Source organism: Mesorhizobium sp. RCAM 05099, from assembly GCF_059683685.1.
In genome coordinates, this window is the sequence record NZ_CM185035.1 from 5049938 (window position 1) to 5062252 (window position 12315).

Annotated in this window: 8 protein-coding genes and 1 pseudogene; all 9 read left to right on the top strand. The window is 64.5% G+C overall.

The window, feature by feature from the left end:
- Nucleotides 1-84: 84 nt before the first annotated feature.
- The 9 genes and pseudogenes from AC56QQ_RS25090 (at nucleotide 85) to AC56QQ_RS25130 (ending at nucleotide 12072) form a co-directional block, all read left to right on the top strand.
- On the top strand, nucleotides 85-981 hold the full coding sequence (locus AC56QQ_RS25090; protein ID WP_497123767.1) for a class II glutamine amidotransferase: 897 nt from the start codon (nucleotides 85-87) through the stop codon (nucleotides 979-981).
- A gap of 3 nt (nucleotides 982-984) precedes the next feature.
- On the top strand, nucleotides 985-1710 hold the full coding sequence (locus AC56QQ_RS25095; protein WP_497123768.1) for a GltB/FmdC/FwdC-like GXGXG domain-containing protein: 726 nt from the start codon (nucleotides 985-987) through the stop codon (nucleotides 1708-1710).
- A gap of 6 nt (nucleotides 1711-1716) precedes the next feature.
- Nucleotides 1717-3045: an FMN-binding glutamate synthase family protein gene (locus tag AC56QQ_RS25100; protein ID WP_172351489.1), complete on the top strand. Its 1329-nt coding sequence runs from the start codon at nucleotides 1717-1719 to the stop codon at nucleotides 3043-3045.
- A 40-nt stretch (nucleotides 3046-3085) separates the two neighbouring features.
- Nucleotides 3086-4393 carry a type III glutamate--ammonia ligase gene (gene glnT, locus AC56QQ_RS25105; protein ID WP_091576536.1) on the top strand — a complete coding sequence of 436 codons (1308 nt, stop codon included), beginning with the start codon at nucleotides 3086-3088 and terminating at the stop codon, nucleotides 4391-4393.
- Nucleotides 4394-4428: 35 nt separating this feature from the next.
- Nucleotides 4429-5682: a sarcosine oxidase subunit beta family protein gene (locus tag AC56QQ_RS25110; RefSeq protein WP_489860309.1), complete on the top strand. Its 1254-nt coding sequence runs from the start codon at nucleotides 4429-4431 to the stop codon at nucleotides 5680-5682.
- A gap of 16 nt (nucleotides 5683-5698) precedes the next feature.
- Nucleotides 5699-5974: a sarcosine oxidase subunit delta gene (locus AC56QQ_RS25115; protein WP_497123769.1), complete on the top strand. Its 276-nt coding sequence runs from the start codon at nucleotides 5699-5701 to the stop codon at nucleotides 5972-5974.
- Nucleotides 5974-8954, top strand: a pseudogene (locus tag AC56QQ_RS25120) (sarcosine oxidase subunit alpha). Before AC56QQ_RS25115 ends, AC56QQ_RS25120 begins: the two are co-directional and overlap by 1 nt.
- Nucleotides 8947-9576, top strand: coding sequence for a sarcosine oxidase subunit gamma (locus tag AC56QQ_RS25125; protein ID WP_497123770.1), 630 nt, complete (start codon nucleotides 8947-8949; stop codon nucleotides 9574-9576). Before AC56QQ_RS25120 ends, AC56QQ_RS25125 begins: the two are co-directional and overlap by 8 nt.
- A 126-nt stretch (nucleotides 9577-9702) precedes the next feature.
- Entirely contained in the window at nucleotides 9703-12072 is a 2370-nt protein-coding gene (locus AC56QQ_RS25130) for a trimethylamine N-oxide demethylase (RefSeq protein ID WP_497123771.1), read from the top strand.
- The last annotated feature ends 243 nt before the right edge of the window (nucleotides 12073-12315 follow it).

A 12315-nucleotide genomic window follows, 5' to 3' on the forward strand; every position in this document is an offset into this window, starting at 1 on the left:
TAGAGGAATATTTTTTTCATACGATTGAATTTATGGGACTCATTCGATACATCATCTTCTAGCTACAAACGCCGGGAGGCTGACATGTGTGGAATCGTCGGACTGTTTTTGAAGGATAAGTCGCTTGAGCCCCAGCTCGGCTCGATGCTGTCGCAAATGCTGATCTCGCTCAGCGATCGCGGCCCGGACAGCGCCGGCATCGCCATCTACGGCGCGCCTTCCAAGAATGAGGCCAAGATCACCATCCAGTCGGCCAAGCCGGAGCGCGATTTCCGCGGACTCGACACCGAACTCGCCAAAGCCATCGGAACGCCGGTGAGCATCGTGGTGAAATCGACCCACGCCGTGATCAGGACCACGCCCGCCAAGATCGACGAAGCGCGCGAGGCCATCCAGGCACTGCGTCCCGACATCCGCATCATGGGTACAGGCGACGTTGTTGAAATCTACAAGGAAGTCGGCCTGCCGGAGGCGGTGGTCGACCGTTTCGACGTCCGCAGCATGACTGGCACGCATGGCATCGGCCATACCCGCATGGCGACGGAATCGGCGGTGACGACGATGGGCGCGCATCCGTTCTCGACCGGCGCCGACCAGTGCCTGGTGCACAATGGCTCGCTGTCGAACCACAACAATGTCCGCCGCGAGCTGGTTCGCGAAGGCATGAAATTCGAGACCGAGAACGACACCGAAGTCGCGGCCGCCTATCTCTCCTCGCAGATGGCGCATGGCAAGAACCTCGGCGAAGCGCTGGAAGGCACGCTCTCCGACCTCGACGGCTTCTTCACCTTCGTCGTCGGCACCAAGAACGGCTTCGGCGTCGTGCGCGATCCGATCGCCTGCAAGCCCGCCGTCATGGCCGAGACCGACCAGTATGTCGCCTTCGGATCGGAGTACCGCGCGCTGACCAAACTGCCCGGCATAGACAATGCGAGGGTCTGGGAACCGGAGCCCGCAACCGTCTATTTCTGGGAGCATTGAGTCATGCCGGCAACCTCCAAGGCAACGCGCGACCAAAGCCACGCGCGCGTCTTCGACCTCGACGTCATGTCGCTGCGCGAGCTCAACCAGGCCCTGCACAATCTGACGCCCGGCTCGAATGAAACGGCATGGGAAGTGCTGCACCCGAAGGGCAGCCATTCGGTCGCCGTCGGAGTCGACCAGCCTGTTTCCATCGATGTGCGCGGCAGCGTCGGCTATTACTGTGGCGGCATGAATGACGGTGCCACGATCACAGTACATGGCTCGGCGGGACCCGGCGTCGGCGAGAACATGATGTCGGGCTCGATCATCATCAAGGGCGACGCGAGCCAGTATGCCGGCGCCACCGGCAAGGGTGGATTGCTGGTCATCGAAGGCAACGCGTCGTCGCGCTGCGGCATCTCGATGAAGGGCATCGACATCGTCGTGCGCGGCAATATCGGCCACATGTCGGCCTTCATGGCGCAGTCCGGCAATCTGGTGGTGCTGGGCGACGCCGGCGATGCACTGGGCGATTCCATCTACGAGGCGCGGCTTTTCGTGCGTGGCAATGTCGACAGCCTCGGCGCCGACTGCATCGCCAAGGAGATGCGGCCCGAACATCTGGAATTGCTGCAAGGCCTGCTCGACCGCGCCGGCGTGACTGGCATCAAGCCGGCGGAATTCAAGCGTTACGGCTCGGCGCGCACGCTCTACAATTTCAATATCGACAACGCCGACGCGTATTGAGGCAGCATGACCTACAAGAATCCGCCGACGACGCCGCGCAAATCCGCGACCTTCGACGACTACACGCTTTCCGAAATCCGCCGCGCCGCGGCGACCGGCATCTATGACATCCGTGGCGGTGGCGCCAAACGCAAGCTACCGCATTTCGACGACCTCCTGTTCCTCGGCGCCTCGATCTCGCGCTATCCGCTCGAAGGCTATCGCGAGCGCTGCGACACCAGTGTCGTGCTGGGCTCCCGCCATGCCAAGAAGCCGATCGAACTGAAGATCCCGATCACCATAGCCGGGATGAGCTTTGGTTCGTTGTCCGGCCCGGCGAAAGAAGCCCTCGGCCGAGGCGCGACGCTGGCCGGCACTTCGACCACCACGGGCGATGGCGGCATGACCGAGGAAGAGCGCGGCCATTCCAAGACGCTGGTCTATCAGTACCTGCCATCCCGCTATGGCATGAACCCGCGCGACCTGCGCCGGGCGGATGCCATCGAGGTCGTTGTCGGCCAGGGCGCCAAGCCCGGTGGCGGCGGCATGCTGCTCGGCCAGAAGATCTCCGACCGCGTGGCCGAGATGCGCACGCTGCCGAAAGGCATCGACCAGCGCTCGGCCTCCCGACACCCCGACTGGACCGGCCCCGACGATCTCGAGATCAAGATCCTCGAACTGCGCGAAATCACCGACTGGGAAAAGCCGATCTACGTGAAGGTCGGCGGCGCGCGCCCCTACTACGATACAGCGCTTGCGGTGAAGGCCGGTGCCGATGTCGTCGTCGTCGACGGCATGCAGGGCGGCACGGCCGCCACGCAGGAAGTGTTCATCGAGAATGTCGGCCAGCCGACGCTCGCCTGTATCAGGCCAGCGGTGCAGGCGCTGCAGGATCTCGGCATGCACCGCAAGGTGCAGTTGATCGTCTCCGGCGGCATCCGCAACGGCGCCGATGTCGCCAAGGCGCTGGCGCTCGGCGTCGATGCCGTGTCGATCGGCACAGCCGCCCTTGTCGCGCTCGGCGACAACGATCCTCGCTGGGAGGCCGAATACAACGAACTCGGCACCACGGCCGGCGCCTATGACGACTGGCACGAGGGACGCGACCCGGCGGGCATCACCACGCAGGACCCGGAACTGATGAAGCGGGTCGACCCGGTGGCCGCCGGACGCCGGCTGGCGAACTACCTCAAGGTGATGACGCTCGAGGCGCAGACCATTGCCCGCGCCTGCGGCAAGAACAGCCTGCACAATCTCGAACCCGAGGACCTCGTCGCCCTGACGATCGAGGCCGCCGCCATGGCCGGCGTGCCGCTGGCCGGCACCAACTGGATACCGGGGAAAAACGGCTTCTAAGACATCAGACCACCAAAAATACCATAAGCGAGGAATTATAATGGGGAACGATCTCGCCGCATTCGCCAAAGAGAACGGCGTCAAGTATTTCATGATTTCCTACACCGACCTGTTCGGTGGCCAGCGTGCCAAGCTGGTGCCGGCGCAGGCGATCGCCGACATGCAGAAGGATGGCGCCGGCTTTGCCGGTTTCGCTACCTGGCTGGATCTCACGCCGGCACACCCGGATATGCTGGCAGTGCCGGACCCGGCTTCGGTCATCCAGCTGCCATGGAAGCCCGATGTCGCCTGGGTCGCCGCCAACTGCATCATGGACGACAAGGAGGTCGACCAGGCGCCGCGCAACACGCTGAAGCGGCTCATCGCCGAGGCGGCGAGTGACGGCATGCATGTGAAGACCGGCGTCGAGGCTGAGTTCTTCCTGATCTCGCCCGACGGCAAGACGATTTCGGACGAATACGACACCGCGTCGAAGCCTTGCTACGACCAGCAAGCGGTGATGCGCCGCTATGACGTCATCGCCGAGATTTGCGACCACATGCTGGCGCTCGGCTGGGGCGCCTACCAGAACGACCACGAGGATGCCAACGGTCAGTTCGAGATGAACTGGGCCTTCGACGATGCGCTCGCCACCGCCGACAAGCACTCCTTCTTCAAGTTCATGGTCAAGTCGATCGCGGAGAAGCATGGCCTGCGCGCCACCTTCATGCCAAAACCGTTCCAGGGCCTGACCGGCAATGGCTGCCATGCCCACATCTCGGTGTGGGACAAGGCCGGCAAGACCAATGTCTTCGCCGACAATTCGATGGAGCTCGGCCTCTCCGCCAAGGGCAAGAACTTCCTCGGTGGCATCATGAAGCATGCCTCGGCCTTGGCCGCGATCACCAACCCGACGGTCAACTCCTACAAGCGCATCAACGCGCCGCGCACCATCTCGGGCGCGACCTGGGCGCCGAACACGGTGACCTGGACCGGCAACAACCGCACCCACATGGTGCGCGTGCCCGGCCCCGGCCGTTTCGAACTGCGCCTGCCCGACGGCGCGGCCAACCCCTATCTGCTGCAGGCGGTCATCATCGCCGCCGGCCTCGACGGCATCCGCTCGAAGGCCGACCCCGGCAAGCGTTACGACATCGACATGTACCAGCACGGTCATACCGTGAAGGGCGCGCCGAAGCTGCCGCTCAACCTGCTCGACGCCTTGCGCGAGTTCGACAAGGACAAATCGCTCAAGGCGGCGCTGGGTGAGGAATTCTCGTCGGCCTACCTAAAGCTGAAGCACCAGGAATGGAATTCCTATGCTTCGCACTTCACGCAATGGGAGCGCGACCACACGCTGGATATCTGACTGCCCAGCGGTGCGAGCGACCTCGGAATGAACGTATGAAATACTCGATCTTCTCGCTCGCCCGCGCCGCGCTTTCCGGTCACAAGAACTGGCAACGCACCTGGCGCGATGCCACGCCGAAGGACCACTATGACGTGGTGATCATCGGTGGTGGCGGCCATGGCCTGGCAACCGCCTGGTTCCTGGCCAGCGAATACGGCATCAAGAATGTCGCCGTGCTGGAAAAAGGCTGGATCGGTTCCGGCAATGCCGGCCGCAACACCACCATCATCCGCTCCAACTACGGCCTGCCCGGCAACACCGGCTTCTACGAATTGTCGATGAAGCTGTGGGAGCGGATGGAGCAGGATCTCAACTACAACGCGATGGTCAGCCAGCGCGGCGTCGTCAACCTCTACCATTCCGACGCACAGCGCGACGCCTATGCGCGACGCGGCAACACGATGCGTATCAACGGCATCGACGCCGAACTGCTCGACCTCGCCGCGGTCAAGAAGATGATGCCGTTCCTGAACTTCGACAATGCGCGCTTTCCCGTGCAAGGCGGGCTGTTGCAGCGGCGCGGCGGCACGGCACGGCACGACGCCGTGGTCTGGGGCTATGCCCATGCGGCGAGTGCGCTCGGTGTCGACATCATCCAGAACTGCGAGGTGACGGGCTTCGTGCGCGATGCCAACGGCAAGGTGACCGGCGTCGAGACCTCGCGCGGCAAGATTGGCGCCGGCAAGGTCGGCATGGCGGTTGCCGGCTCATCGTCCCGGGTCGCGGCGATGGCGGGCCTGCGCCTGCCGATCGAAAGCCATGTGCTGCAGGCCTTCGTCTCCGAGGCGATCAAGCCGCTGCTGCCCAACGTCATGACCTTCGGCGCCGGCCATTTCTATGTCAGCCAGTCGGACAAGGGCGGTCTGGTCTTCGGCGGCGACATCGATGGCTACAATTCCTACGCCCAGCGCGGCAACATGCCTGTGATGGAGGACGTCTGCGAAGGCGGCATGGCGCTGATGCCGATGATCGGCCGCATACGTCTGCTGCGCCAGTGGGGCGGCATCATGGACATGTCGATGGACGGCTCGCCGATCATCGACAAGAGCCCGGTGGACGGCCTCTACCTCAATGCCGGCTGGTGCTATGGCGGCTTCAAGGCGACGCCGGGATCGGGCTTCGTCTTTGCCCATCTGCTGGCCCGCGACACGCCGCACGAAGAGGCCGCAAGGTTCCGCCTCGATCGCTTCCGGCGCGGTGCGATGATCGACGAAAAGGGCCAGGGCGCCCAACCGAACCTGCACTGAGGACGGTCAAGAAACCATGCGTATTGTCTGTCCCTTCTGCGGCGAACGCGAACTCGGCGAGTTCACCTATCTCGGCGACGCCAAGCCGGTGCGGCCAGTGGCCGGCGCCTCGGAAGACGAGGTGTTCGACTATGTCTATCTGCGCGACAATGTCGCCGGTGAAACGAGCGAACACTGGTACCACGGCGGCGGCTGCCGGGCGTGGCTTAAGGTCGCCCGCAACACGCTGACGCACGAGATTTCTTCGGTCGAGCCGGCAGCGGGCGCCGGTGCCGCCAAGGTTGACGCGTGATGGCCGGCGCGCAGACACACCGGCTGGACAAGGGCGGTCTTATCGACCGCTCGGCGTCGCTGAACTTCCGCTTCGACGGCAAGACATTTTCCGGATTCCAGGGCGACACGCTCGCCTCCGCACTCATCGCCAACGGCGTCAAGCTGGTCGGCCGTTCGTTCAAATATCATCGCCCGCGCGGTATCCTGACCGCAGGCTCGGAAGAGCCCAACGCGCTGGTCGAATTGCGCACGGGCGCCGGGCGCGAGCCGAACACCAAGGCAACGACCGCCGAACTCTATGAAGGGCTCGAGGCCGCCAGCCAGAACCGCTGGCCGTCGCTGCGCCACGATGTGATGTCGGTGAACCAGCTGTTCGCGCCGATCTTCGTCGCCGGCTTCTACTACAAGACCTTCATGTGGCCGGCGAAATTCTGGGAGGCGATCTACGAGCCGGCAATCCGCCGCGCCGCCGGCCTTGGCCGTGCCGCCGGCGTTGCCGATCCCGACCACTACGACAAGGCGTGGGCGCATTGCGATGTGCTGATCGCCGGCTCCGGCCCGGCCGGTCTGGCGGCAGCACTCGCCGCCGGTCGCAGCGGCGCCCGCGTTGTCCTGTGCGAAGAGGATTTCACGCCCGGTGGCCGCCTGCTGTCGGACGGCGGCACGATCGACGGCGTTGCGGCAGCCGAGTGGCTGTCGCGGACGCTGAGCGAACTCGCGGCGATGCCCGATGTCCGCATCATGACCCGCACGACGCTGTTCGGCGTCTATGATGGCGGCACCTATGGCGCGATCGAACGGGTCAACGACCATTTGCCCTCGCCGCCCGAGCACCGGTGCGCCAGCGGCTGTGGCGAATCGTGGCCAAACGCTGCGTGGTCGCCGCCGGCGCCATTGAGCGGCCGATCGTCTTTGCCGGCAACGACACGCCCGGCGTGATGATGGCTTCGGCGATGCGGACCTATATCGCTCGATACGCCGCAACGCCGGCAAAACGCGTCGCGTTATTCACCAACAATGAGGATGGCTGGCGCACGGTCGAGACAGCCCTCGATGCCGGGTTGCAGATCGCGGCGGTCGTCGATGCGCGCTCGGATGTGTCGGCCGCCCATCGCTCGCTGGCCTCCAAGGGCGGCTTCCCGGTGCTGCACGGCTCCGTCAGCGGCGTCGACGGCGGCAAGGATGGCGTCAGGAAAATTGCCGTCTCGCTCGCCGGCGGCGCACGCGCCGAAGTCGAGGCCGACGGGCTTGCCGTCTCCGGCGGCTGGAACCCTGCAGTCGGGCTGACCTCCTATCATCGCGGCCGGCCGAAATGGCGCGACGACATCGCCGCCTTCGTGCCGGATGGCGCGCCTCCCGGCATGGTCGCCGCCGGTGCCGCGAACGGCGCCTTCGGGCTCGACGCCTGCTTGAGCCAGGGATTTGCGGCGGGTGCCGCCGCAGCGCATGATGCTGGGCACAGCGGCAAGGCGGGTACAGCGCCGATCGCCGACAACGAAGCGTTCTCGCTCACCCCGCTCTGGCACGTCGCCGGCAAGGGCAAGGCCTTTGTCGACTACCAGCACGATGTGACGGCGTCCGACATCGAACTGGCGCAGCGCGAAGGCTTTGAATCGGTCGAGCACCTGAAGCGCTATACGACGCTGGGTATGGCGACCGACCAGGGCAAGACCTCCAACGTCGCCGGCCTCGCCATCATGGCGGCGGTGAGCGGCCGGTCAATTCCCGAGACCGGCACGACGATCTACCGGCCGCCCTATGTGCCGGTCGCCATCGGCGCCTTCGCCGGCCACCATCGCGACGAGACTTTCCATGCGACGCGGCTGACGCCGTCGCATCACTGGGCCGTGGAACAAGGTGCTGTCTTCGTCGACACCGGCCTGTGGAAGCGCGCGCAATGGTATCCGCGCGCCGGCGAGAAGGACTGGCTGGAATCGGTGACCCGCGAGGTCAAGGCGGTGCGCGGCGGTGTCGGCTTCTGCGATGTCTCGACGCTCGGCAAGATCGACGTGCACGGCGCGGATGCCGGCGCCTTCCTTGATCGCGTCTACATCAACACCTTCTCCAATCTTGCCGTGGGCAAGGCCCGCTACGGGCTGATGCTGCGCGAGGACGGCATCGTCTATGACGACGGCACGACGTCCCGGCTGGCCGAGGACCACTATTTCCTGACCACCACCACCGCCAAGGCCGGACTGGTGATGCAGCATCTCGAATTCTGCCGGCAGGTGCTGTTTCCGGAACTCGACGTGCAGTTGACCTCGGTCTCAGACCAGTGGGCGCAATTCTCGATCGCCGGACCGAAGACCCGCGACCTGCTGAAAGAAATCGTCGATCCGGCCGAAGACCTTTCCAATGAAGGCTTTCCGTTCATGGGCGCCCGCGAAGTGGCGTTGCGCGGCGGCATCAAGGCAAGGCTGTTCCGCATCTCGTTCTCAGGTGAGATGGCGTTCGAGATTTCCGTGCCGGCACGCTTCGGCGATGCCATGGCACGCAATTTGATGCTGGCGGGCGCGCCATTCGGCGTGACGCCTTACGGCACCGAGGCGCTTGGCGTCATGCGGGTCGAAAAGGGTCACGTCGCCGGCCCAGAGCTGAGCGGAACGACAACGGCGGCCGATCTTGGCCTGGGCAAGATGATGTCGACCAAGAAGGACTATATCGGCCGCGTCATGGCCGGGCGCGAGGCACTCGTCGCGCCGGAACGTCAGGTCGTCGTCGGCATCAAGCCCACGGATAAGGCACGACGTCTGCGTTCGGGCGCGCACATCATCCCGAAGGGACAGACACCCGGCCCGGGCAACGACCAGGGCTACGTCACCTCGGTGTGTTTCTCGCCGACGCTCGACCAGTGGATCGGGCTCGGCCTCGTCGAGCGCGGGCGCGAGCGCATCGGTGAAGTCGTCCATGCGCATGACCCGCTGCGCGGCGAAGACTATGATGTCGAACTGTGCAATCCCGTCTTCTACGATCCGGATGGAGGGCGCCAGCGTGGCTGAGTTTTCCTGGGTTTCCCGCAGTCCGCTCGAGCATGCGCTTGTCACCGGCACGCATGGTGCACGCGGTATCGAGGCCGGCGTCTCGCTGACCGAGATCCGCGATTTCGACCTGATCCAAGTGATGGCGCGGCGCGGCCAGGCGGCTGAACTGGCAAAGGCGGCAATGGCCCGTTTCGGCGTGGCGGCTCCAGATGCGCCCAAGGCGGTGCAGACCTCGGACGCCACGCTTATCTGGTCGGGGCCGGATCAGTTTTTCGTGCTGTCGAAGGGCGGCAAACACACAATGCAAACGCTGGCGCCGGCCTTGTCCGGCCCCGCCTCGCTGTCGGACCAGTCGCATGCCCGTGCTCTGATCGGCATTTCCGGATCGAAGGCGCGCATCATGCTGGCCAAGCTGTCGTCGATCGACCTGCACCCGGGAGTATTCCCCATCGGCTCGGCTGCTGCGACATCAATGGATCACACCAGCGTCACGCTCTGGCGCGGCGGCGACCGGCCGGATGGGCAGGCGGTGTTCAACCTTCTGGTGTTTGCGACCTTCGCCGAAAGCCTGTGGCACACGATGCTTGATGCTGCCGCTGAATACGGCGTCGACATCCGCCACTCCGAGGAACTGGCCTAGTTTTCAACCTCGCTGGCGATGGGTAGCCGCCACGTCCGCCTTGCCAAATACGGCCTTGCTGCCTATTCTTGCTGCTAAAATAATTTCACATACAGGCAAACTTGTTTCTCGAACCGCAAGGCTGAGATGAGCCAGTCGCCCTACCCTGCAATCGCAGCCGGACCGCCCACGCCGAGCCTTATCCTGAGGCCCGGCCAGATCGCGCTGCCGCCGGGCATGGAGCGCTATACGATCCAGGGAAACGGCGCGGTGCTCATCGAGGTCGAAGCCGGCGACACAATCACCGTGCGCAACGTCGAGGGTGGGCAGGCCTGCGAACTGCTGGCTTGGGACAAGACCGGAGCGACCGATACCGGCATTTTCGGTGAGACATCGAACAGCAATGCGGCCGGGATCAAGGCGCTGCTCGCCGGGGGCGATGACAGTCTCGCCGCGCTTCGGCGCGGGCTCGCGCGCCGTCAGGTGCAGTTCGACCAAGCCAAGGCGCTGCGTTTGTTTGGCGGTTCCACACCCGCCGGCACCGAGCAGGGTTTCACTGCCCTGCGCGACGGCTCGATGGTCATCGCCGCCCCCGGTGGGCCGATGCTGGTTGACGCCCACGACACGGCGACACCGCTCACGGTTATCGTCCGGCGGGCCACCATCCGTCCGGCGGCGAAATCGCAGCTGGCCGATCCACTCGCCGATCCGGTGCTCGATTTGCGGGTCCATTCGGCGACGGCGGAATCCTACTTTGTCAAAGCCGGGGACTATCTGCAGATCATCGATGTCGACGGGCGCCAGTGCACCGACTTCCAGTGCTTTTCAGCGCGCAAGCTGGACAAAGGCCTCGACCACCCGCTCGACGTGACGACGACCCGCACGCTGATGGGATCGAGCTACCCGATGCCCGGCCTGCACTCGAAGTACTACGACCAGGACATGGAGCCGCTGGTCGAGGTGGTGCAGGATACCTGCGGCCGGCATGACGCCTTCGCGCTCGCTTGCGCGGCCAAATATTACGACGACATCGGCTATCCCGGCCACGCCAACTGCTCGGAGAACTTCAACCGCGCTTTGTCGGACAACGGCGTCAATCCGCGCGCTGGCTGGATGGCGATCAACTTCTTCTTCAACACGGCAATCGACGCGCATGGCGTCATGGTGTCCGACGAGCCGTGGTCACGGCCGGGCGACTATGTGCTGCTGCGCGCGCTCACCGACATCGTCTGCGTTTCCTCCGCCTGCCCCGACGACACGACGCCGGCCAATGGCTGGAACCTGACCGACATCCATGTGCGGACCTATTCTGGCCAGCACAAATTCTCGCGAGCGATCGCCAGACGCATGACGCCCGATTCGGAACCCAAAATGACCCGCGAGACCGCTTTTCATTCGAGCTTTGCCAAGCACACCCGCAACTTCGTCGAGTACCGGGGCTACTGGCTGGCCAATTCCTTCGCCAAGCAAGGTCCGATCGACGAATACTGGGCCTGCCGGCAGGACGCCGTGATCATGGACTTGTCGCCGCTGCGCAAGTTCGAGGTCACCGGCCCGGATTCCGAAGCCTTGCTGCAATACACGCTGACCCGCGACCTCAAGAAGCTCGGCGTCGGCCAGGTCGTCTATTCGGCGATGTGCTACGAGCACGGCGGCATGATCGACGACGGCACGCTGCTGCGCCTCGGCAAGGACAATTTCCGCTGGGTCGGCGGCGACGTTCTGTCCGGCGAATGGCTGCGCGAGACGGCGACGAAGCTCGGCCTCAACGTGCTGGTGCGTTCCTCGACCGACCAGATGCATAATGTCGCCGTGCAGGGGCCGAAGAGCCGCGACATTCTCAGGCAGGTGATCTGGACCTCGCCGCTGCAGCCGTCGATCGACGAACTCGAGTGGTTTCGTTTTGCTGTCGCGCGCATTGGCGGCGGCAACGGTATTCCCGTCGTTGTCTCGCGCACCGGCTATACGGGCGAGCTCGGCTATGAGATCTGGTGCCATCCGCGTGACGCCGAGAAAGTGTTCGACGCGATCTGGGAGGCGGGCCAGCCGCATGGGCTGAAGCCGATGGGGCTGCAGGCGCTCGATATGGTGCGCATCGAGGCCGGGCTGATCTTCGCCGGCTACGAGTTCTCCGACCAGACCGATCCCTTCGAGGCCGGCATCGGCTTCACCGTGCCGCTGAAGACCAAGACCGATGACTTCATCGGCCGCGAGGCGCTGATCCGGCGCAAGGAGAACCCGCAAACAAAGCTGGTCGGCCTCGACATCGACGCCAATGTCACCGTGGGCCATGGCGACCGCGTCCATGTCGGCCGCGCGCAGATTGGCGTGGTCACCTCCAGCATGCGCTCTCCCCTGTTGAACAAGAACATCGCGCTGGCGAGGCTCGATGTCACCCATTCAGCCGTCGGCACCGAGGTCGAGATCGGCAAGCTCGACGGCCACAGCAAACGGCTGCCGGCGCGCGTCGTCGCTTTCGCGCACTACGACCCGCAGAAGACCAGACCACGCTCCTGACGGCCGCTTTCGCGACGCACAGACCAGGCGGTCGATGATGTCGCCGGACGCGTGAGCTCGCACGCTCGTAAGCGTTATGTGCACGGCGCCACAAAACGCTTGACGTGAAAGCGCGCCGGATCAATCTTCACTCTTAAGAAAAAAATACGACTGAGTGGAAACACAGCAGTCGTGCCATCACATGCCGGGGGACAAGCTTCGCGAAGCCGAGGCACCGCCGGCGGGGAACAGCAAAAAAGGGGA

Excerpts from the sequence above, each read along its gene's own strand:
- AC56QQ_RS25130 (WP_497123771.1), top strand. The coding sequence starts at position 9,703 with ATGAGCCAGTCGCCCTACCCTGCAATCGCAGCCGGACCGCCCACGCCG.
- AC56QQ_RS25110 (WP_489860309.1), top strand. The coding sequence starts at position 4,429 with ATGAAATACTCGATCTTCTCGCTCGCCCGCGCCGCGCTTTCCGGTCAC.
- glnT (WP_091576536.1), top strand. The coding sequence starts at position 3,086 with ATGGGGAACGATCTCGCCGCATTCGCCAAAGAGAACGGCGTCAAGTAT.
- AC56QQ_RS25100 (WP_172351489.1), top strand. The coding sequence starts at position 1,717 with ATGACCTACAAGAATCCGCCGACGACGCCGCGCAAATCCGCGACCTTC.
- AC56QQ_RS25095 (WP_497123768.1), top strand. The coding sequence starts at position 985 with ATGCCGGCAACCTCCAAGGCAACGCGCGACCAAAGCCACGCGCGCGTC.
- AC56QQ_RS25115 (WP_497123769.1), top strand. The coding sequence starts at position 5,699 with ATGCGTATTGTCTGTCCCTTCTGCGGCGAACGCGAACTCGGCGAGTTC.
- AC56QQ_RS25090 (WP_497123767.1), top strand. The coding sequence starts at position 85 with ATGTGTGGAATCGTCGGACTGTTTTTGAAGGATAAGTCGCTTGAGCCC.